The sequence below is a fragment of the Mitsuaria sp. PDC51 genome (genome assembly GCF_900113225.1).
Taxonomy (GTDB): Bacteria; Pseudomonadota; Gammaproteobacteria; order Burkholderiales; family Burkholderiaceae_C; genus Roseateles.
In genome coordinates, this window is the sequence record NZ_FOZE01000001.1 from 568,270 (window position 1) to 588,047 (window position 19,778).

The 19,778-nt window shown below is 66.5% G+C and carries 19 protein-coding genes and 1 tRNA gene; 10 read left to right on the forward strand and 10 right to left on the reverse strand.

Annotated elements, in window-relative coordinates; translation table 11 throughout:
• The first annotated feature begins 21 nt into the window (after nt 1–21).
• Nucleotides 22–1,035, forward strand: coding sequence for a heat-inducible transcriptional repressor HrcA (gene hrcA, locus BM393_RS02560; RefSeq protein WP_091721362.1), 1,014 nt, complete (start codon nt 22–24; stop codon nt 1,033–1,035).
• A gap of 104 nt (nt 1,036–1,139) precedes the next feature.
• A tRNA-Ile gene (locus BM393_RS02565) sits at nt 1,140–1,216 on the forward strand.
• Between the two features lie 458 nt (nt 1,217–1,674).
• Here BM393_RS02565 and BM393_RS02570 read toward each other — a convergent pair.
• The 5 genes from BM393_RS02570 to BM393_RS02590 all read right to left on the reverse strand — a co-directional run bounded on the left by BM393_RS02570 (nt 1,675) and on the right by BM393_RS02590 (nt 6,589).
• Nucleotides 1,675–3,135, reverse strand: a complete 1,461-nt coding sequence (locus BM393_RS02570) for a hypothetical protein (protein WP_091721365.1) — start codon at nt 3,133–3,135, stop codon at nt 1,675–1,677.
• Nucleotides 3,136–3,274: 139 nt separating this feature from the next.
• A complete protein-coding gene (locus tag BM393_RS02575) occupies nt 3,275–4,228 on the reverse strand; it encodes an HNH endonuclease (protein WP_091721369.1) in 954 nt (317 codons plus the stop codon).
• Between the two features lie 114 nt (nt 4,229–4,342).
• Nucleotides 4,343–5,278 carry a hypothetical protein gene (locus BM393_RS02580; RefSeq protein ID WP_141225208.1) on the reverse strand — a complete coding sequence of 312 codons (936 nt, stop codon included), beginning with the start codon at nt 5,276–5,278 and terminating at the stop codon, nt 4,343–4,345.
• Nucleotides 5,275–5,637, reverse strand: coding sequence for a hypothetical protein (locus BM393_RS02585; RefSeq protein WP_091721378.1), 363 nt, complete (start codon nt 5,635–5,637; stop codon nt 5,275–5,277). The genes BM393_RS02580 and BM393_RS02585 overlap by 4 nt, the downstream gene beginning before the upstream one ends.
• Nucleotides 5,638–5,719: 82 nt before the next feature.
• Nucleotides 5,720–6,589 (reverse strand): restriction endonuclease, encoded by an 870-nt coding sequence (locus BM393_RS02590; protein ID WP_091721382.1) that lies wholly within the window; start codon nt 6,587–6,589, stop codon nt 5,720–5,722.
• 190 nt (nt 6,590–6,779) lie between these two features.
• Here BM393_RS02590 and BM393_RS02595 point away from each other — a divergent pair, with 190 nt between their 5' ends.
• The 4 genes from BM393_RS02595 to BM393_RS02610 all read left to right on the forward strand — a co-directional run bounded on the left by BM393_RS02595 (nt 6,780) and on the right by BM393_RS02610 (nt 10,160).
• Nucleotides 6,780–7,220, forward strand: coding sequence for an SH3 domain-containing protein (locus tag BM393_RS02595; RefSeq protein ID WP_091721387.1), 441 nt, complete (start codon nt 6,780–6,782; stop codon nt 7,218–7,220).
• Between the two features lie 19 nt (nt 7,221–7,239).
• Entirely contained in the window at nt 7,240–8,334 is a 1,095-nt protein-coding gene (locus BM393_RS02600; protein ID WP_254783179.1) for a porin, read from the forward strand.
• A gap of 178 nt (nt 8,335–8,512) precedes the next feature.
• The gene (locus BM393_RS02605) at nt 8,513–9,259 is read left to right on the forward strand and encodes a hypothetical protein (RefSeq protein WP_141225209.1); all 747 of its coding nucleotides are present in this window, start codon (nt 8,513–8,515) and stop codon (nt 9,257–9,259) included.
• Nucleotides 9,260–9,368: 109 nt separating this feature from the next.
• Complete coding sequence (locus BM393_RS02610) at nt 9,369–10,160, forward strand: transporter substrate-binding domain-containing protein (protein ID WP_091721396.1); 792 nt, start codon at nt 9,369–9,371, stop codon at nt 10,158–10,160.
• 127 nt (nt 10,161–10,287) lie between these two features.
• Here BM393_RS02610 and BM393_RS02615 read toward each other — a convergent pair whose 3' ends face one another.
• From BM393_RS02615 to BM393_RS02625, 4 genes are all read right to left on the reverse strand, one after another.
• On the reverse strand, nt 10,288–12,405 hold the full coding sequence (locus BM393_RS02615; protein ID WP_091721400.1) for a peptidase domain-containing ABC transporter: 2,118 nt from the start codon (nt 12,403–12,405) through the stop codon (nt 10,288–10,290).
• Nucleotides 12,402–13,145 (reverse strand): hypothetical protein, encoded by a 744-nt coding sequence (locus tag BM393_RS02620; RefSeq protein ID WP_091721404.1) that lies wholly within the window; start codon nt 13,143–13,145, stop codon nt 12,402–12,404. The genes BM393_RS02615 and BM393_RS02620 overlap by 4 nt, the downstream gene beginning before the upstream one ends.
• A 107-nt stretch (nt 13,146–13,252) precedes the next feature.
• A complete protein-coding gene (locus BM393_RS25565) occupies nt 13,253–13,402 on the reverse strand; it encodes a hypothetical protein (protein ID WP_175538161.1) in 150 nt (49 codons plus the stop codon).
• Between the two features lie 87 nt (nt 13,403–13,489).
• Nucleotides 13,490–14,764, reverse strand: a complete 1,275-nt coding sequence (locus BM393_RS02625; RefSeq protein ID WP_091721408.1) for an HlyD family secretion protein — start codon at nt 14,762–14,764, stop codon at nt 13,490–13,492.
• 379 nt (nt 14,765–15,143) lie between these two features.
• Between BM393_RS02625 and BM393_RS02630 the strand changes: the two genes are divergently transcribed.
• Complete coding sequence (locus BM393_RS02630) at nt 15,144–16,067, forward strand: class I SAM-dependent methyltransferase (RefSeq protein ID WP_091721412.1); 924 nt, start codon at nt 15,144–15,146, stop codon at nt 16,065–16,067.
• 18 nt (nt 16,068–16,085) lie between these two features.
• Here BM393_RS02630 and BM393_RS02635 read toward each other — a convergent pair whose 3' ends face one another.
• Nucleotides 16,086–17,420 (reverse strand): PLP-dependent aminotransferase family protein, encoded by a 1,335-nt coding sequence (locus BM393_RS02635; RefSeq protein WP_091721415.1) that lies wholly within the window; start codon nt 17,418–17,420, stop codon nt 16,086–16,088.
• Nucleotides 17,421–17,509: 89 nt separating this feature from the next.
• Between BM393_RS02635 and BM393_RS02640 the strand changes: the two genes are divergently transcribed.
• The 3 genes from BM393_RS02640 (at nt 17,510) to BM393_RS02650 (ending at nt 19,775) form a co-directional block, all read left to right on the forward strand.
• Nucleotides 17,510–18,379: a DMT family transporter gene (locus tag BM393_RS02640; protein ID WP_091721418.1), complete on the forward strand. Its 870-nt coding sequence runs from the start codon at nt 17,510–17,512 to the stop codon at nt 18,377–18,379.
• 116 nt (nt 18,380–18,495) lie between these two features.
• Complete coding sequence (locus tag BM393_RS02645; protein ID WP_254783180.1) at nt 18,496–19,320, forward strand: cytochrome c family protein; 825 nt, start codon at nt 18,496–18,498, stop codon at nt 19,318–19,320.
• A complete protein-coding gene (locus BM393_RS02650) occupies nt 19,317–19,775 on the forward strand; it encodes a (2Fe-2S)-binding protein (protein ID WP_091721422.1) in 459 nt (152 codons plus the stop codon). Before BM393_RS02645 ends, BM393_RS02650 begins: the two co-directional genes overlap by 4 nt.
• Nucleotides 19,776–19,778: the final 3 nt, after the last annotated feature.

The window sequence follows — 19,778 nt, forward strand, 5'->3', positions numbered from 1 at the left end:
GGCTTCACTAGAATGAAAAACATGCTCGACGACCGCGCGAAAACACTGCTGAAGGCTCTGGTGGAGCGGTACATCGCCGATGGCCAGCCGGTGGGCTCCCGCACGCTGTCGAAGGCGTCCGGGCTGGAGCTGAGCCCGGCGACGATCCGCAACGTGATGGCCGACCTGGAGGAGCTGGGTCTGATTGCCAGCCCGCACACCAGCGCGGGGCGGATTCCGACGGCGCGGGGTTACCGGCTGTTCGTGGACACGCTGCTGACGGCCAAGCCGGGGATGCCGCGCGAGGCGGGGTCCTTCGAAAGCCAGCTGCTGCCGGATCAACCGCAACGGGTGATCGCGAACGCGGCGCAGCTGCTGAGCAGCCTGTCGAGTTTCGTGGGGGTGGTGACGTCGCCGCGCAAGACGGCTGTGTTCCATCACATCGAGTTCCTGCGGCTGGGCGAGCGCCGGGTGCTGGTGATCATGGTGTCGCCGGACGGGGACGTGCAGAACCGGCTGGTGTTCACGGCGCAGGACCTGTCGCAGTCGGACCTGACGGAGGCGAGCAACCGGCTGAACGCGCATTACGCGGGGCTGAGCCTGGACGTGGTGCGGGACCGCCTGCGGCTGGAGGTGGATCAGTTGCGCGGGGAGATCGCCAAGCTGATGAGCGCGGCGGTGGACGTGGGCCAGCAGGGGCTGCAGGAGCACGAGCCGATGATCATTTCCGGCGAGCGCAACTTGCTGACGGTGCAGGACTTCAGCCACGACATGGGCAGCCTGCGCAGGATGTTCGACCTCTTCGAGCAGAAGACGCAGCTGATGCGGCTGCTGGATGTGTCCTCGCGCGCGGAGGGGGTGCGGATCTACATCGGCGGCGAGAGCCAGGTGGTGCCGGTGGAGGAGCTGTCCATCGTGTCGGCGCCGTATGAGGTCGATGGGGAGGTGGTCGGGACGCTGGGGGTCATCGGCCCGACGCGGATGGCCTACGACCGGATGATCGAGATCGTCGACATCACGTCGAGGATGGTGAGCAATGCGTTGTCGCAGAAGTGAGCATGCTCAAGCGCGGCGCTTAAGCATGCTTACAATCCGCGCCTCCGGTGCAAAGCCGGAACACGCGAATCCGCCAGGGTTCGTATATGCGCATTACCCCCAGGGGGCCGTTAGCTCAGTTGGTTAGAGCAGAGGACTCATAATCCTTTGGTCACAGGTTCAAGTCCTGTACGGCCTACCAGTTCGATAAATCACTTTCATGCGCTTCGAACAATGACGGGGTGTTTAACGGTCAACCGGCGGTTAACGCATTCAGCGGATGAAACTATTGAATCGCTTGGACGGAATCCGACGCCGAGCCGTTATTCTGCTGAGCTGTGGAAATGGCGCCGCAACATAGATTTTCAACCCTTCGTCATTAGGTTCGATGTGAATGTGTGTTGCAGCACAGTTCGACGAGCCTTTTCGAAAGGCCGATTGGGGCGTGAAAGACGCTGATAGCGCTGCCCTTTCGCGCCATGTCCTAGTGCCGAATAGCGATTACTCTAGAGCTGAAGCAAGCGCGATAGCGAACCGGCTCAAACTTCGTGTACGGAACTGAGCGGGGGAGCTCTTCGCAGGCATGCGATGTGATCTGGGACTGCACTGTGTATCACGACTCTTCTAGCGCGGGATAGACAGATGGCTCAGACTTGCCCGTCAGCTCTTTGATGCTGATTCCTTCTCTGTGGCATCGATGAACACTATGTCTTTGCATTTCTCAAGTTTCAGGTCCCGCATTATCCTTTGAACCTTGGCAAGCTCCTCAAGCTTGAAGTACAGGATCGCTTTAATCGGGGGATGTGTCGCTCGGGAAGCGTCGGAATAAATTTCGGCCTGGGTTCTTAGGTTCTTTTCAATTTGACTATTGGAAGCCAGCTTGAATTCGATTATCGATTTGTCGGCACTTCCATAAGATACCTGAAAGTCGGCTGGCCCTCGCCCGTTGTTGACTTCGGCGTCAGCGCTAAAGTCGGAAGCGAACCACGTCAGCTTAAACATGATCTGCAGATCTTTCTCACGTTTTATTGGCTTTCCCTTTATGTAGAAGATCCGATAGCCATCCTGCTTTTCAATTACGTGCTTAAGAAAAAGAACGCGCTGCATCCCCTCTTCGTAACTCGTACGACCCGTCTGATAGAACTGGGTCTTGTCGAGGAGTTCAACAAGCGCTTTTAGACTTTTAACAAATAACTGTTGAGCTGCTTGAACCTTTCCCGCGGAGCTTGATGTTGCTTGAGCGCCCGCGTCTTCTTGGCGCTTCACATAAACGTCGAGAAGTTCGGGGTATTTGCTAACCACGGTCTCGATAGCTTTTTCTACTTCTCTTCGAGTGGCCTCTGTAGGCAATTGCTGCACGAAATATTGTTCAATCTGGCTTCTAAGCGTCTCGTTATCCACACTCGACATGATGGCCGAGAAATCTTCCACAAATCCTTTGTGAGAAATCCAAGCCTCATCCTTGGTTAAGATATCGACTGGAGTTAAAAGAACGAATTCATTTCCAAACTTTGGAAGGAGGTATTGGCCTGAAGCCCATGTTCTCGTTGTGTAATTGAAATCAACTTTGGGAATATTAAAGCGCTGCAAATATTTCCGGTCGATGTGCTTCGTGGCGAATGTCTCAGTGTAACTTGCAAGGAATCCGCGTATGAGATTGCAAGTGAAATCGCTAATTTGATCCTTTCCTACGCCATTCTTGATGAGGGTTAGTTTACCAAGATGCGTGCCGGTCGATTTTTCGTCTCCGAAGTCTCGAAAAACCGAGGTCATATTTCGTTTCAGTGATTTCGCAAAGTCTGCTCCGAGACCTCGGCCACCATTGCCCTTCTCGCTGAAGCCGAACCAGTTTTCCTTAACTTCCGGAAAATAATACCAAGCCCTAATGAGTCCCGGAGGTAAGTCGTTGTTGGAATTCTCCTTCAAAAAGAGCATGTATTTAATCATCTCGGAATGAAGGCGTTGGTACTCCTGGTGCTTGCTATTGAAAAGTAGGAATGGATCAACGAAGAGCGGCAAGTCGTTAATAAGTGAGATGTTGAAGGCGCCGTAGTCTTCGAGGCTCTCGGGTGATACCTCAAAGATATCGGAGAAGTAAATCTTGAAGTGGTGTTTCGACATTCGGCCTCCCCGGCGCGACACTATGCAGTAACGTTCGTGGGCTTGCGATCTTTGACCATTGGCCAAGTTTTCGTAAAGTCGGCGGCGTGCTGCGTTGGTGGATGATTTTGCATTGCGATCAATGCGAGCAGCATGGATGCTATGGAATGAATATTTGTGTCCTGTGGTAGACGATGTATTGTGAATGCGGGACAAGTGAAACCTTGGCATTACTATGCTGAACGAGGCCCAATGCACTCACATCTTGTGCATCCAGTGTTAAAGACACCAACAACGAGCCATCCTCTCCGAAAGAGATCAAGCCTTTATCGAAGAGCTGATCCAGATTGGGCGCAAGGAGTAGCCCGTTGCGAGGATCCAATCGCTCGATTGATGTCGAGCACAAGCGCCAAGGTTTGATATGGCTTGCTCGAAGAAGGCGAAGATCTTTGACGCCTGTCACCACGCATTGCGCATGCTGACGGATCACTTGATCCCGGAAGGCCCCTTGGCCTTTCCGAGCAAGGATGAGCGTCTCCCGCTCTGATTGCGATAGCGCGGAGTCGCGCTGAATCTCCTCGCATTCCTTCTCTTCGAGCTGGTCCAGGATCACCCCACTTTCGCACGGGGGACGTACCGGGCCGCTGACGCCTTGTGCCCACTCCAGGGCTAATGCCATGAGGCCCGGACTGATCTCCGACAAATAGGCGTTTTGATTTCCCTTGCCCGTTGCAGTATTCAGCGGCGAGTACTTTTGAGGTAAGGCCGGCAAGAGGCGCACGAGATCATCGGTGGGCCGCGCTTCAACTCGAACGGATTGCCACTGGACAGGCAAAAGCCATCCCCATTCCGACCAATTCGATCCGACAGATCGGAAGGTCGCCGGTTTGGGCGCCGTGGTGGCGGTGTCCGTGACGACTCCTAGAGCTCGGATACGGCCGTCGGCATACGAAACAACGTCGTCGCCTGGCTTGGCGCGCCGCATGTTGTTGTAGAACTGGTTCGTCGCGCCGGACGCCGAGGTCTTTGGGCTCCACAGGTAGCCGCCCTCAAACTCCTGCTCGAAGGTCTGCTTGTGATTGACCCACCAATGCGCCTTTGGTCTCTCTGACATTCTTTTGCTCCCTTGGGAGCCGAATGTAGCGTCCAACTAGCATCAATGGGTCAACGAAATGGCCCTTGGCTTACACAAGCAAGTGCAGATGGACCTCTTCGAGCCCTCCCGCCTTCAGCATCCTGGCGGAAGCCGCTTTTCAGACGCGCTCTTCTTCTCAGCCCTACATTCGCCTTGCTGATACCGATAGCCGAAGGGCTTCGTGTCGTCGGGGATGCCTTCCAGGCATGTTGTCGGTGTCTCCGCGATTTTGAAGTCGGGGAAATACAGCGCCTTCAGCTTCAGGTAGCAGCCGAGGAACGCGTCATAAGCAATGAGCGGCTCAAACACATGCCGGCCGGTCTTTTTGTTGACCCGCTCGCCGTCGTAGAAGAACGACGAACTCTTGCCCAACGGAATCTTGAAAGCCTCAAGAAGCTGATAGTCCTCCGTGAACACGGAGGCGCGAAGGAACGCGTTCTTGCCGTAGCTCTCCGCGATCAGGCCGGCGAGCTGTTCAGAGAATTCATCTCCATTGCTTCGAGGCGGTTTCAGGCCCTCGATCACCATGATCTGTGAGGTATCGATCGACTTTTCGATTGACGCGAGCAAGCCAGGGAAGGCGATGGAGTCGCCGAACGTGATTTGCGCGGTGTCGCCAGCCGGGACGCGGATCGGAGTTGTGTCTCCGATGCTGGGCTGAAGCACTCCGGCCCCGAAGTGCCGCCCCTGCAGGGTCGCCCCCGCCGCCCCGACGACCTCCAGCTTGGCGGAGGTCAGCAGGATGTCCTTGTCGGACAGGTTTCTCAACACCACCGTGAGGAACGCGATCTCGTTCGAGTGAGAGGTCCTGGGCACCATGAACCCCGGAGAAGGGCGCAGCCAAGCATTTTTGATGACCACCTTGGCGCGCTTTGGCGCGGGGGCTGCGAAGGTGCAACGCACTTCCGCGGAGCCGCCGGAGGCGCCGATCGGCGAGCACGGCCCAGAGGTACTGACTTGAGGTTCCGCGTGTGCCAGCAGCGGCGCGAGCGAGGCGAGCGCGATCGCTCGAAGGAGCAAGGCCTTCATTTGGTCTTGAGCGTTGCGCTGGCGTGGCTCTCGGGGCCGACCGCGATGGGCGATGCGTCGCCATGCGTGACGAACTTGGCCGAGCTGCTGGCTGCTGGGGCGCGGGACGGGGCGGCGCTTTCGGAGGTCATCGACGCCTCGACGGATGCGCCTTTCTCGCCCGCGATGGGCGACGCCTTGCCGAACGTCTCGGCAACAGGCTGACCCTCCGCCGCCTGTTTCGAATCCACCTTGATTTCGCCTGTCTTGGTGTTCATCGAGAGGCCGCGTCCGAGAAACATGGCCAGCACGAGCACGATGACCGCGCCGATCGCAAACACCATGCTGGCGCCTAGCCAGCTGAAAGGCTTCTTCTTCATGTCACTCCCTGTTGGACGAACTGTTTCGGCGATTCTTTCTCAATCGCCCGAGGCACTTGGCCTTAATCGTCGAGGGCCGGCCTCACGCCGCCCTCGTCCCCCTACAAACCGGATACGTCGAGCACCCATAAAACTGCTCACCGGCGTTGGGCCCATGTTTCGCGACTCGCCTGACCATTGCGCTTGAGCACAGCGGGCAGACGACCATCGTCATCTCCGCGTTCGCCCGCTCATCGCGCACAGTGCCCGCCTTCCCAGGCCCACCCGTCCTCGCGACTTCCAGCAGCTCCTTCAACCTCGCCCCATCGACGAGCCTGACATTCCGCCCCTGCGCGAACGCCATCGCCTCGGTGGTGAACCTCCCCGACGTCACCACGAACCCGCCCGCCGCGCCTCGGGCCGCCATCACGCCGTAGAGCTCCCGCACCACGTCGACGCCGACCTTCTGGGCCTTCCAGTGCTTGCACTGCACGACGTAGGTCTCGTTGCCGTTCGTGACCGGCTTGCGGAGCACCAGGTCGATGCCGCCATCCGGGCCGCCGCCGCCCGTCTCCACCACGGCATAGCCCTTGCGCCGGAACGCCTCGCCGATCAGCAGCTCGAACTCGTGCCAGGTCATGCCGTCCACTGCCGCGGCGTCCTGCGACCGCAGCGCCTCCTCGAGCAGCTTCCCGCGCCGGTATCGACGCACCGCCGACACCGCCGCCGCCGCGAGCAGCAAAACCGGTACGAGGTACTGCCCGAAGGTCGCGAGACCCCGAAGCGCCGCGCCGACGAGGAGCTTGTCCATCTGATTCAGCGCTTGCGCCGGATCCACCGTCGCCGGCGCCTTCGACGCCAACGCATGCAGCGCCACGTACGCCACCGCCGCCAGAGCCACGCAGGCCCACCACGGCATCAACGCGAAGAGGTCGATGACCGTCTCCGCGTCGCTCTTCTTCTTTCTGGCCATTCGGCTCTCTCCCTGAAGATCTCGGGCAAGCATAGCGAGCACCGTGGTCTTGAAGCCGCCCCGGCGCGTGGAGGAGGCGAATGGACCGTTATGGAGTTCTCGTTTCGCGGAGGGCGGTGCTCTTCATCACGAGTCATCCGCCTGAAAACATCGTGATTGCCTTGCCCGGTGCGATGCCCCAAGTTCTTCCATGTCCTGGTCGACTGCCGCTGAATCTTCACTGCGCGTCCTCACGACGCTCTCGCTCGCTGCATTCGCCGGTGCTGCTCGGGCCGACGCACCGTCGCCCGCCACGCCCTGCTCGATCGTCGCCTTCGTCGAGGAAACCGACCCCGCCGGCCTGAACGTCCGCGCCGCGCCGAATGCGAAAGTCCGCGTGCTGGGCACGCTGCCGCCCGTGTGGGTCGACAAGGCCTCGGGCACCTGGATCCGCATCCGTGTCGAGATCACCGCGAGCGACTCCGGTTGGTTCCGAATCCGCAATGCGCGGGATGACGAGGACCTCACCGGCCAGCCACTGCGGCCCACGTTCGCGGGCGAGTGCTGGCATCGCCGCCCAAGCAGGCGCGCCATCACCGCTCCCCCGAACGAGAGAGCCGCAATCGCCGCCGCCGAATCAACATCGGGATGACCTCACCTCCCTCGTTCCGATGCAGTACCGCTTCCTCCCTTGGCTCATGCACGCGGGTCTCGCGCTCATCGCGGCTGGCGCCCAGGCCCAATCCAGCGTCACGATCTACGGCCGACTGAACGTCTCCCTCGAGCACGCCGATGCCGCCCGCGCGCCACGCGATCGCGCGGTCAACCGCGAGTCCAACAACCGCTCCGTCATCGGCTTTCGCGGCGCCGAGGACCTGGGCGACGGCTACCAGGCGGTGTTCCAGATCGAAGGCTCGCTGGCGCTCGACACCGGCGCCGGGACATCGCTCGCCAACCGCGACACGCGCGTCGGCCTGCAGACGCCTTACGGGCTGGTCTTCGCCGGTCATTGGGGAACGCCGTATCTGCTGGCCACCAGCGCCCTCGACCCCTGGTACCCGACCACCGCCGGCTGCATGGCGTTGATGGCCAACGGCTCCGCGCCCACCACCAACCACCTCGGCAACACCGCGTCCTTCGACCGGCGCCAGCAGAACATCGTCCAGTACTGGAGTCCGACCTGGCAGGGACTCACCGGACGCGTCGCCTACGCCCTCAACGACGGCGAGATTGGCCCCGGTGGCTCGAAGCCCGACCTGTGGTCCGCCTCGCTCAGTTGGGACGACGGCCCGTGGAACGTCTCCCTCGCGCACGAACAGCACCGCGGCTACCAGGGCCCTGGTCGCACGGACACGGCGACCAAACTCGGCGCCGCGTATCGCGTCGGTCCGGCCCGCCTGACCGGCGCCATCGAGCGCCTCCGGTACGAGACGCCACTCGGCCCGTTGACCCGCACCGCGCTCTTCATGGCGGCCACCTGGCAGGTCGACCGCTTCAACCTGCGCGCGAGCTTCACCGACGCCGCCGACGGCAAGGGGCCGGCGGGCGCGCGGATCGGTTTCGTCTCGGCGGGCGACGCCACCGGTGCACGGCAATGGACGCTGGGCGCGGACTACACGCTCTCGCCGCGCACCGGCCTCTATGCGTATGTCTCGCGCATCGACAACCAGGCCCGCGCGGCCTACGACTTCGCCATCAACCCGCTGGGCGTGGGCGCGGGGGAGAAGCCGACGGTGGTCGCGCTCGGACTGCGGCACGCGTTCTGATTCGCTGATCCCGGATCGGGCGCACCCCACCGGCTCCGCGGCACCGATCGACGCAGGGCGTCGACCCTTCCGAGGGGCGTGAAAACTTGCCGGCATTCGGCCGCGTGAGGGTTTGCGGGCGGAGCGAGCCTCGGGCCGACGTGGACACTGGCCGCCCCGCATTGCCGACACGCAACCCATGGCCCTCGTAGACACCGTCGTTTCGTTGATCCCCCTACTCGGGAAAGCCCCGCCGCCGATCGCCTACACCTTCGTCGAGCCCCGATATCAATGGGTCCCCGACGTGGCCTTGAAGAAGATTCACAGTCAGAAGGGCTTCCTGCTGGCCTGGCTCAGCCTCACCAATCTGTCTTCCGTCGTCCTCAGGAACGTGCGGATCAAACTGCCGTTCGCGCCCGAGTACGAGCCCAACGTCGAAGGCTCGAGCCGCTCCGTGGCCATGGCCGTGGCCTACGACCGCCCGGTCAGCGAGTTCCGGCTGGACAAGCTCGATCCGGACGAGCAGCTGTTCATCGCGATCCATCTGCTCCCCGACGAAGCCCATCGATTCACGGAGCCGCAGGTCATCATCGGAGACCGGCTGTTGTCTCGGGGCATGCGTACTGCGGGCTTCGTCAAGCGATCGCCCGGGGAGGCGCTCCTGATGACGGCCGCCATCGGGAGCGTGGTGGCTGCGGCCGCCATGGCGGGCTTCCTGCTCTACCGGACCCTTCATCCCGATGCCGGCACCTTGGCGATCGAGGCCGCTGTGGCGACGCTCCAGCACCGAGGCTGCGTGTTCAAGTCCTTTCCCGCGACCATGGTCAACGACACCCTGCTGGCGAAGCACGAGCGGGACGAGGCCTTTCTGTTGCACATCAACCAGGTGGTGACGCGCAAGGACCTGCTTGCGAAGGAGCAGGTCGTGCTCTGCGTGAGCCAGTGAGCGCCTCGGGCGGCCCCTGTCCCTCATTGCGGCCAGGCATATCCATATGCGGGGGAATGCCGACGACTGGTGGCAACATCGGCCCCTCCTACGAACAACGAGGGGCCTCATGAAAGCCTTCCGCACTTCCCTGATCGCCGCCGCGCTGCTCGCCGGCGCTTCCCTCGCGGCCCAGGCCGCCGACCTGCTCGACGACGTGAAGTCGCGCGGCACGCTGCGGGTGGCCGTCGAGGGCACCTACCCGCCGTTCAACTTCAAGGACGCCAAGGGCCAGCTCGACGGCTTCGACGTCGACATCGCCAAGGCGATCGCCGCCAAGCTGGGCGTGAAGCCGGAATTCACCACCACCGAATGGAGCGGCATCCTCGCCGGCCTGCAGGCGGGCAAGTACGACGTCATCGTCAACCAGGTCGCCGCCACCGACGAGCGCCGCAAGACCTTCGACTTCAGCGCGCCCTACGTCACCTCCTATCCGCAACTGATCGTGCGCGCCAACGAGACCCGGCCGCTGCAGTCGCCGGCCGACCTCAAGGGCAAGAAGATCGGCGTCGGCCAGGGCAGCAACTTCGCCGACCTGGCCAAGACCTGGGACGGCGCCGAGGTGCGCACCTATCCCGGCGCCACCGAGTACCTGCAGGACCTGGCCACCGGCCGCATCGACGCCGCGCTCAACGACAGCCTGCTCATCCCCTACCTGAAGGAGAAGACCAAGCTGCCGATCAAGGCCGGCGCCGCCATCGGCAAGCCCGCCACCAACGCGATCCCGTTCCGCAAGGGCAGCCCGAAGTTCCAGGCCGCCATCGACAAGGCGATCGCCGATCTCCAGGCCGACGGCACCTACGCCCGGATCTCGACCAAGTGGTTCGAGCGCGACGTGAGCAAGCCCATCGACAACAAGTGATCCCTGGCCGGCGCGCGGTCCACGCCGCCTGCCGGCCGGCGCCGGCCGTCGCTCAATTGGCTGTCGTTCAGGTGGCCGTCGCTCCGGTCACCATCGCTCGGGTGCCCATCGCTCAAATGGTCATCGCTCAGGTGGCCAGCGTGTCTCTCACCGCCGGGCGCGGCAGTTCGTCGACTGCGCCGCCCTCCAGCACGATCACCCGCTCCGCGGCCGCGATCGTGTCCGGCCGGTGCGCGATCATCAATCGCGTCAGCGGCAACCGGGCCAGGTTGGCGGTCACCGCGCGCTCCCGGGTGACGTCGAGGTGGCTGGTCGCCTCGTCGAGCGCCAGGATCCTCGGCCGCCGATAGATCGCCCGCGCCAGCAGCAGCCGCTGCTTCTGCCCCCCCGACAGGCCGCTGCCCAGGTCCCCGACCAGGGTCTGGTAGCCCATCGGCATCCGGCAGATGTCCTCGTGGATCTGCGCGAGCATCGCGGCGGCCTGCACCCGCTCCGGATCGGGCTGCGTGTCGAAGCAGGCGATGTTGTCCGCGAGCGAGCCGGTCAGCAGCACATCCTCCTGCATCACCGTGCCGATCTGCCGGCGCACGTTCCTCAATCCGAGCTGCCGCATCGGCATGCCGCCGTAGCGCACCTCGCCCTCCTCGGGCGCCAGCAGCCCCAGCAGCACCTTCAGCAGCGTCGTCTTGCCCGAGCCGCTCGGGCCGGTGATCGCGATGCTCTGGCCGGCAGGCACCGTCAGGTTCACGTGGCGCAGGATCCAGGGCTCGCGCTCGCCGTAGCGGAAGCTGACGTCGCGCAGTTCCAGGCTGGCCTCCAGGTGCGCGAGGTCATGGTCCGGCACCTCGTCGGGTTCGGGCGGCTCGAGCGCGATGTCGGCCAGGCGTTCGGCATGCAGGCCCAGCATCCGCAGTTCCACCGCGTAGTTGATCAGCGCCGACACGCGGCCGGTGAACTGGCCCTTGTAGCTGAGGAACGCGAACAGCATGCCCACCGTCATCGTGACCGTGCCGGCCTGTTGCCCGTCCAGGATGAGCCCGGCGCCGAGGAACAGCACCAGCAGGTTCTCCACGCCGAAGAGGAAGGTGTTGGCGGTGCTCATCGCCATCGACAGCTTGGCGGTGCGGACATCGCGGTTCTGGACCTCGACGATCAGGTTCTGCCATTGCGCGCGCCGCTCCTGCTCGCGGCCAAAGAGCTTCAGGGGCGTCATCGCCCGCAGGGTCTCGAGGAAGTGCGTGCTTTCCCGCGCGGCGACGACCAGCCGTTCGGCGGCCGCGTCGCGCAGCGGCCGGTAGGCGGCCCAGCGCAGCAGGCCGTACAGCAGCACGGCGGCGATCACGACCAGCGCCAGCGGCCAGGCATAGATCAGCATCATGACCAGCGCGGCCACACCCATCAGGCCGTCGAGGAGGGCCTCGATCGCGGCGGTGGTCAGCGTCTTTTGGATCGCGTCGACCGCACCGAAGCGCGAGGTGATGTCGCCGAGGTGGCGCCGCTCGAAGAATCCAACCGGCAGCCGCAGCAGATGCGCGAAGGTGTTGCCCCGCCATTGCAGCGACAGCGTCTGCGTCAGCAGGACCAGCATCCACGAACGCGCCAGGCCGAGCGCCGTCTGGGTCACCAGCAGCAGGCCGAAGCCGATCAGGAGCACCTTGAGCAGGTCGCGGTCGCCCGAGGTGAGGACGTCGTCGATGATGAGCTGGTTGCACAGCGGCGCGACGATCGCGAACAGCTCCAGCACCAGCGCGACGAGCAGGATCTGCACCAGCGATCGACGCAGGCCGAGCACCTTGCCGGTGAGCGCTGCGAGCGAGACCCGCGGCGGCGGCGCGGCGGGCTTGAAGTCGGCGTTGGGCGTCAGTTCGACGGCGACGCCGGTGAAATGCGCGGAGACCTCGTCCAGGCTCAGCCGGCGCTCGCCGACGGCCGGGTCGAGCACGGTCACGCTGCCGCGGCGGACCCGGGCCAGCACCACGAAGTGGTTCATGTCCCAGTGCAGGATGCAGGGCAGCGACAGCTTGGCGAGGAAGGGCAGGTCCAGCTTCAGCGGCCGGCCGGAGAAACCAATGCCCGCAGCCACCTCCAGCAGGTCGCGCAGCTTCATGCCCTTGAGCGCGACCGGGAAGCGCCGGCGCAGGTCCTGCAGCGTCGTGGCCTGGCCATGGGCCGTCGCGATCATCGCCAGGCAGGCCAAGCCGCATTCGGCCACCTCGGATTGAAGGATCGGGGTGGGCCGGGTCATGAATCCTCCTGCCGCACGACGATGACGTACGAGCCGCCGCCCGGCGTCACCGTGACCTCATGGACCTGTTCCTCCAGAGGCACGACCACCGCGGGGCCGCGGGCGGTCCGCCGGACCTCGAGGTTCACGGGCGCGCCGCTGGCATCGCGTCCGGTCACGGTCAGCGCATCGTCGAGCGGCAGGAAGGTCACATCGGCGCACTGCAGGTCTCGCGCTTGCAGCGCCTGCAGCCAGCCCTGGGCCTTGAACATGGCCACCGCCTGTGCGCAGGCCTCGCGGAGCAGGTCGACTGGGTAGCGGTCATCGGCGCGCGGGGCGATCGCAATCCAGTATTCGAGCGACACGCTGCCTTTCGGCCGATTGACGACGAATCGGGCCTTCGCGGCGTCGACCGCGAATGCGGCGGGCAACGGGGCCCATCCTTTTCTTGTCGGGATGGGAATGAGGGTGTCGGCGTCCTCGACCGCGAGCGCGAGCTGCTCGAAGGAGAAGTTGGCGGGATCCGATGGCAGCAGGCGCAGGTACCACTGCACCCGGTCCTGCGGGCCCGGGTAGGACTTGACGAAGGCCAGAGCCTGGCCCGCCCCGCGAAAGGGAATGTGATGCCGATGGACGGACTGTCCGGAGATCTCAGACCGGGGGAGCGGGATCGGGTCCCGGAGCTCGGGCTCGGCCGAAGCGCCGCCGAGGACCGCGAATCCGATCAGCCCGAGCAGGCCGGTGAACAGGGTGCGTTTCATTGCTGGAGGCTGTCATGCGCCGTCGCGGCGCGACGCTGTGAGCGGCCGGCCACGGTGGTGGCCGGCCGCGGGTGAGGTCGAGTCAACGCAAGGTCTGGGCAGGCGCATCAGCTGATGCGCGCCGCCGCCGGGCCGACCAGCCCGAAGTGCGCGCCGAGGTAGGACGCGGCGCAGCGGACCATGAACTTGGCGAACTTGGACAGGAATCCGCCGCCGCCATGCACTTGATCGATCTCGTCTTGGGTCAGTTCCGTCATTTCAATCTCCGTCAGTTGAAGGGCCGAGAACGGTCGGCCGCCGTTTCCCCAGCGTCGATCACTCGCCGCCGGAAGATCGATGTCCCGCTAGATCCGCCTGGCCGTCGCCAGCAGCGGTTCCAGCAGCCACTCCCAGATGCGCCGGTGCTCCAGCGTCACGTCGGCGTCGAGCGCCATGCCGGCGCGCAGCGGCAGATCGCGGCCATACGCGGCGATCGCCTGGCGCTCCAGGCGCACGTCGATGCGGTACAGCGGCTCGTTGGCCTGGGCCGCGCTGACCAGCGCCTGCGCCTGTCCGGACGGCAGGTCCTGCGGCGCGATCGGCGTCGGGCTGACGTGGGCCACCTGGCCCAGCGCCATGCCGAACTTCTGGTACGGGTAGGCCGCGTAGCGCAGCCAGACCTGCTGTCCGGGCTGGATGAAGCCGACCGTGCGGCTCGGGGCATAGAGCTGCGCCACCAGCACGTCGGCGTCCGTCGTCGCGGCGCTGACCGGCGTCAGCGTCACCAGGGTCTGGCCGGCCTGCACCGCCTGGCCCGCATGCAGCGGCAGCGCGCTGACGCGGCCATCGCGCGGCGCCGTCACCTCCAGACCGGCCCGGGCCTCGAGCTCCGCGCGCTCCTGCTCGAGTTGCGCCGCGGCCCGGTCCAGCTGCGCCAGCGAGGTCGCCAGCGTCGTCGGGATCGCGACGAGTTCCGCCTCGATGGCGCGCGCCTCGCGGCTCAGGTTCTCGACCGACCGCTGCGCGCCGCGTTCCCGCGCCCGCAGGTCGAGCAGTTCCTCGTCCCGTTGCTGCACCTGGGTGTCGGGCACGAAGCCGTTCTCGGCCAGGGCGGCGTAACGCGACCGGCTGCGCTGCGCCAGCGCGACGCGGGCGCGTACCATGTCCAGCTCCTCGCCCGCCTGCGTCGCCTCCAGGCGCAGGCTGCGCAGGCGGTCGCTGAGCGTGTCCTGCCTGTCCCCGGCCTGGCGACGCTGCAGCTGGCGCTCGGTCTCCAGGCTGCCGGCGCGCGTCTGGATCGCGCGCAGGTTGAGCGCGGTCATGTCGCTGCCGTCCACCCGGCGCTCGCTGCGCACCCGCAGCAGCGGCTGGCCCTGGCGCACCTCGTCGTCCTCGCCGACGAGCACCGCCTCGACCTGCCCCGCCAGCGGCGAGGACACCTGCAGCAGTCCGCCCACCGGCATCAGCAGTCCCGGCACGCGGGCCTTGCGCGAGACCTGGCCGATCAGCGCGAAAGCGATCAGCGCGGTCGCCAGCAGCACCGCCACCGCGGCCACCACCTGGAAGGCCGGCCGCTGCGCGACGCGGATGGTGCCCATCCATGGCGCTTGCTGGAACTCCTGGACCGCCGCTCGAAACATGTGCCGCTCCTTCGCCGATGACGCCGCTGGTGCGGCATGGAAAGGATTCTTTGGTGACCGCGGGCCTCGGCCGCGACGGCGACGGGGTGGCTCCGAATGAGGATTGATTTCGCCGCGGCGGCATGCACGGCGAACAGGACGGGCCTTCGGCTGACTCGCGTTGATCAGCCCACTGCCGGATGCAGGTGTATCGATGCTTCGATCTGTCGGTCGGCCCTGGCGAAGTGCTCCCGCATTTGCAGCAGTCTCCACAAGCTGTGGAAGGGGAGGCCGGGTGCATGCAGCTGCACGGCGTGATCGAAATCGGCGCGCGATGTGGCGTGAGGCCCACGATGGCGGGGCGCCTGTCTACACTGGCGCCCCCGTTCCCGGACTCCCCATGCAAGCGCTCCTCGACGTCATCGCCACGCTGCCCCGGCCCAGCGGCCCCGGCCGCTTCTTCCACGGTCGCGGCGGCCTGTTTCCCGGCTGCGAGCAGTGGGTCCTCGATGCCTATCCGCCGGTCTGGCTGCTGACCAGCTTCGCGCCGGTGAGCGACGAAGACCTGGCCCGCATCGGCGCGGCGCTGGCCGCGCGCTGGGCCGAGGTCGCGCCGGGCGAGCCGCTGAACTGGATGTTCCAGCACCGCGACGAGCACCGTCCCACCAACCGCCTGATGGCCGGCGCCATCCCCGACGAGCATGTGGTCGAGGAGGACGGCGCGCGCTTCGTGGTCCACCTGGCGCAAGGACAGAACCACGGCTTCTTCCTCGACATGGCCGAAGGCCGCCGCTGGGTGCGGCGCTGGGCGGCGGCGCATCCGGGCGGGCGGGTGCTCAACCTGTTCGCCTACACCTGCGCCTTCTCGGTCGTCGCGCTGCAGGCCGGCGCCGCGACCGTGGCGAACTACGACATGGCGCGCGGCGCGCTCTCCACCGGTCGCCGCAACCACCAGCTCAACGGCGTGCAGGAGCGCGCCGCCTTCCATGCGCACGACATCTTCAGCTCGTGGGGGAAGATCCGCCGCGGCGGTCCCTATGACCTGGTCGTGCTGGACCCGCCGAGCTACCAGAAGGGCAGCTTCGTCGCGACCAAGGACTACGCCCGCCTGGTGCGACGGCTGCCGGAACTGCTGGCGCCGGGCGGCCACGCGCTCGTGTGCCTGAACACGCCCAAGCTGGATACCGCGTTCCTGCGCGAGCTCGTCGCCGCCGAGGCGCCCGGACTCGCCTTCATCGAACGCGTCGCCAACCCGCCGGCCTTCGCGGACGAGTCGGAGGAGCGGTCGTTGAAGGTGCTCGTCTACCGGCAGCCGGCGGCCTGACGGGCGGGGCGGCCGCGGTCAGAAGGTCCTGGCCTCGATCGCCGCCCTGACACGGTCCAGCGCCGCGCCCAGCCGCACCAGGTCCACCGACCCCAGTGCCAGCCGGATCGCATGCGGCGCCTGCGGCGTGGTGGCGAAGGGCTCGGCCGTCGACACCGACACCCGCTCGCGCTGCAGCGCCATCGCCACCTGGTCGGCGCGCACGGCCTCGCCCAGCGGCAACCAGACGAAGTAGGACGACGGATGCGCGATGCGCTTCATCGTCCCGAGGCGTTCCGCCACCAGGCGCTGGCGGCGTCGCGCGTCCTCGCGCTTGTGCGCCTCGAGCCGGGCCACGGTGCCGTCCTCCAGCCAGCCGGTGGTGATGGCCGTCATCACGCCGGGCGTGTTCCAGGTCGTCGCGCGGATCGCCCGTTCCAGCGCGTGGACCCGCGCGGCCGGCGCGACGGCGAACCCCACCCGCAGCCCCGCCGCGACGCTCTTGGAGAACCCCGACACGTAGACGGTCCGCTCGGGCGCCAGCATCGCCAGGGGCGGCGGCGGATGGTCGGCGAGGTAGGCGTAGGCGCCGTCCTCGATGATCAGCAGGTCGTGTCGCCGCGCGAGCGCCACCAGCTCGCGCCGGCGCGTGGCCACCATCACCCAGCCGAGCGGGTTGTTCAGCGTCGGCATCGTGTAGATCGCCTTGACGCGGCGGCGCCGGCACAGCGCCTCCAGTGCGTCGAGGTCGGGCCCCGCGCCGGCCGCCGGCACCGGCGCCAGTTCCAGCCGCTGCATCCCGGCCACGAGGCGGAAGCCGGGATAGGTGAGCGCATCCACGGCGACCACGTCGCCAGGCTCCAGCATCGCCATCAGCGTCACCGCCAGGCCGTGCTGCGCGCCGTCCACGACCAGCACCCGGTCGCCTTCGACCTCGAGGCCCCGTCGCCGCAGATGGCGCGCGATCGCGGCGCGGTCGGTGGGCCGGCCGCCATGCGGCTGGTAGCGCAGCAGCGCTTCCAGGTCGCCCGCGCCGGCCAGCTGGCGCAAGGCGCCGCGCAGCAGTTCCGCCTGACCGGGCAGCGACGGGTAGTTGAAGCTGAGGTCGACCATGTCCGCCGCCACCGCGTCCAGGTCTACGCCCTGGCCGGGCGCGAGCGCGGTCTCCTTGACGAAGGTGCCGCGGCCGGTCTCGCCGCTGATCAGTCCCATCGCCCGCAGCTCGGCGTAGACGCGGGTCGCGGTGACCAGCGCGAAGCCCTCGCGGGTCGCAAGGTCCCGATGGGTCGGCAGCCGCGCGCCCGCGGGCAGGGCGCCCGATCGGATCTCCGCCGCCAGCCGGTCCACCACCGCCTTGTACCTGGGCTCCGCCATGCGCCATCGCCTGTATCCATGACAATTTTTTGATTGTATTGATGAGCCCGCTTACCCTGCGGTCCTTCTTCCATCGAGGCACCGGGGACATGGACACCGCATCGCGAGGCTGGCTGAACGGATTCATCGGCGTGCTGATCTTCAGTGGCTCGCTGCCGGCGACGCGGGTCGCGGTGGCCGACTTCGACCCGGTGTTCCTGACCGCCGCGCGCGCCACCATCGCCGGGCTGATCGCGCTGGCGGCGCTGCGCCTGCTGCGCGCGCCGCGGCCCACGCGCGCGCAGGCCGGGCCGCTCGCGATCGTCGCGGCCGGCGTCGTGATCGGTTTCCCGCTGCTGACGGCGCTGGCGCTGCGGCATGTCACCTCGGCCCATTCGATCGTGTTCATCGCGCTGCTGCCGCTGTCGACGGCCGCCTTCGGCGTGCTGCGCGGCGGCGAGCGCCCGCGCGCGGCCTTCTGGATCTTCTCGGTGCTGGGCAGCCTGTGCGTCATCGGCTTCGCGGCGGGGCAGGGCCTGCGCGCCGCGCCGCTGGGCGACCTGCTGATGCTGGGCGCCATCCTCGTCTGCGGCCTGGGGTACGCGGAGGGCGCCCGGCTTTCTCGCACGCTCGGCGGCTGGCAGGTGATCTGCTGGGCGCTGGTGCTGGCGCTGCCGCCGATGCTCGCCCTGGCCGCGTGGCGCGTGCCGGCCAGCTTCGCGCCGGTCGGCGCCGCGGCCTGGGCGGGGCTGGGGTATGTGTCGCTGTTCAGCATGCTGATCGGCTTCGTCTTCTGGTACCGCGGCCTGGCGCAGGGCGGCATCGCCGCGGTGGGACAGCTGCAGCTGCTGCAGCCGCTGTTCGGCCTGGCACTGGCCGCGGGCCTGTTGCGGGAAGCGGTGAGTCCGGCGATGCTCGCGGTCACCGTCGCCGTGATCGGATGCGTGGCGGGCGCGCGCCGCTTCTCGCGCCCCCGCTGAACGCTCGTGGACCGCGCCGTCGAAATGGGCAAGTCTTCCGTCGGATCAGGCAAGCCGCGTCGCCCGTCGCCTTTCTAGACTGCGGGGCAACCCGACGCAGCCATCAGGAGGTCGACATGGGTGATCGCTTCGCAGCGGATGTCTCGATGCCCGCGTCATGCAGGCTGGCGTGCTCGGCGGTGCTGGGCGCGGTGGGCGCGATGGGCATGGCGGCCCTCATGGCCGCGGCGGCGCCGGCGAGCGCGGCCGACGGTGCCGCCTTCCAGCCGACGCCGATCTCGGCCACGCCGAACCGGCAGGAAGGCCTGGCCGCCTTCGCGCAGCTCGAGCGCGTGCTGCTCCATCCCCGATGTCTGAACTGTCATGTGCCCAATGCGCCGCTGCAGGGCGACTTCAGCCGGGTCCACTATCCGCCGGTGCAGCGCGGCGCGGACGGCAAGGGCGTCGCGCCGCTGCAGTGCGCGACCTGCCATTCGACGCGCAACAGCCCGCTCCAGCACGCGCCGCCGGGGCTGGAGACCGACGGCAAGCCGGGCTGGCACATGCCGCCCGAGACCATGAAGATGTCCTGGCTCGGCCTGAAGGGCACGGCGCTGTGCAAGGTCTTCCGCGAGCCCGCGACCAACGGCCACCGCTCGCTGGCGATGATCGAGCAGCACCTGGTCACCGACCACCTCGTCGCCTGGGGCTGGCAGCCGGGGCCGGGCCGCGCGCTGCCGCCGCTGGACAAGGCGGCCTTCGACACGCAGGTGCGCGCCTGGATCCGCAACGGCGCCCCTTGCGACGCCACCGAGCCGCTGCGCAAGTCCATCGGATCGACGAAGGCCGCATCGACGCGCGAGGTCGTCGAGCACCTGCGCGCGATGGCCGGCGCCGCCGCCCCGGCCGACACCCTCATCCCCACCAGCGCCACCGCCACGGTGAGCAGGAGCCAACCATGATCTCGTTCCGCCTGAACGGCCAAGCGCAGCAAGTCGACGTGCCGGGCGATACGCCGGTGCTCTGGGTCCTGCGCGACACGCTGGGCATGACCGGCACCAAGTTCGGCTGCGGCGTCGCGGTCTGCGGCGCCTGCACGGTGCATGTGGACGGGGAGCAGCGGCGCGCCTGCGTCACGCCGATCGAGTCCGTCGCCGGCCAGCAGATCACCACGATCGAGGCCATCGGCGGCGACCGCATCGGGCAGGCGGTGCAGGAGGCCTGGGTCAAGCACGACGTCGTGCAATGCGGCTACTGCCAGAGCGGCCAGATCATGGCCGCGGTCGCGCTGCTGCGGCACCGGCCCCAGCCCAGCGACGCCGACATCGACGCCGCGATGAGCGCCAACCTCTGCCGCTGCGGCACCTACGTGCGGATCCATGCCGCCGTCAAGGACGCGGCCCGCTCGCTCGCCTGAAGG

Coding starts and splice junctions, on each gene's coding strand:
- hrcA (WP_091721362.1), top strand. CDS start 22: ATGCTCGACGACCGCGCGAAAACACTGCTGAAGGCTCTGGTGGAGCGG.
- BM393_RS02570 (WP_091721365.1), bottom strand. CDS start 3,135: ATGTCGAAACACCACTTCAAGATTTACTTCTCCGATATCTTTGAGGTA.
- BM393_RS02575 (WP_091721369.1), bottom strand. CDS start 4,228: ATGTCAGAGAGACCAAAGGCGCATTGGTGGGTCAATCACAAGCAGACC.
- BM393_RS02580 (WP_141225208.1), bottom strand. CDS start 5,278: ATGAAGGCCTTGCTCCTTCGAGCGATCGCGCTCGCCTCGCTCGCGCCG.
- BM393_RS02585 (WP_091721378.1), bottom strand. CDS start 5,637: ATGAAGAAGAAGCCTTTCAGCTGGCTAGGCGCCAGCATGGTGTTTGCG.
- BM393_RS02590 (WP_091721382.1), bottom strand. CDS start 6,589: ATGGCCAGAAAGAAGAAGAGCGACGCGGAGACGGTCATCGACCTCTTC.
- BM393_RS02595 (WP_091721387.1), top strand. CDS start 6,780: ATGTCCTGGTCGACTGCCGCTGAATCTTCACTGCGCGTCCTCACGACG.
- BM393_RS02600 (WP_254783179.1), top strand. CDS start 7,240: ATGCAGTACCGCTTCCTCCCTTGGCTCATGCACGCGGGTCTCGCGCTC.
- BM393_RS02605 (WP_141225209.1), top strand. CDS start 8,513: ATGGCCCTCGTAGACACCGTCGTTTCGTTGATCCCCCTACTCGGGAAA.
- BM393_RS02610 (WP_091721396.1), top strand. CDS start 9,369: ATGAAAGCCTTCCGCACTTCCCTGATCGCCGCCGCGCTGCTCGCCGGC.
- BM393_RS02615 (WP_091721400.1), bottom strand. CDS start 12,405: ATGACCCGGCCCACCCCGATCCTTCAATCCGAGGTGGCCGAATGCGGC.
- BM393_RS02620 (WP_091721404.1), bottom strand. CDS start 13,145: ATGAAACGCACCCTGTTCACCGGCCTGCTCGGGCTGATCGGATTCGCG.
- BM393_RS25565 (WP_175538161.1), bottom strand. CDS start 13,402: ATGACGGAACTGACCCAAGACGAGATCGATCAAGTGCATGGCGGCGGC.
- BM393_RS02625 (WP_091721408.1), bottom strand. CDS start 14,764: ATGTTTCGAGCGGCGGTCCAGGAGTTCCAGCAAGCGCCATGGATGGGC.
- BM393_RS02630 (WP_091721412.1), top strand. CDS start 15,144: ATGCAAGCGCTCCTCGACGTCATCGCCACGCTGCCCCGGCCCAGCGGC.
- BM393_RS02635 (WP_091721415.1), bottom strand. CDS start 17,420: ATGGCGGAGCCCAGGTACAAGGCGGTGGTGGACCGGCTGGCGGCGGAG.
- BM393_RS02640 (WP_091721418.1), top strand. CDS start 17,510: ATGGACACCGCATCGCGAGGCTGGCTGAACGGATTCATCGGCGTGCTG.
- BM393_RS02645 (WP_254783180.1), top strand. CDS start 18,496: ATGGGTGATCGCTTCGCAGCGGATGTCTCGATGCCCGCGTCATGCAGG.
- BM393_RS02650 (WP_091721422.1), top strand. CDS start 19,317: ATGATCTCGTTCCGCCTGAACGGCCAAGCGCAGCAAGTCGACGTGCCG.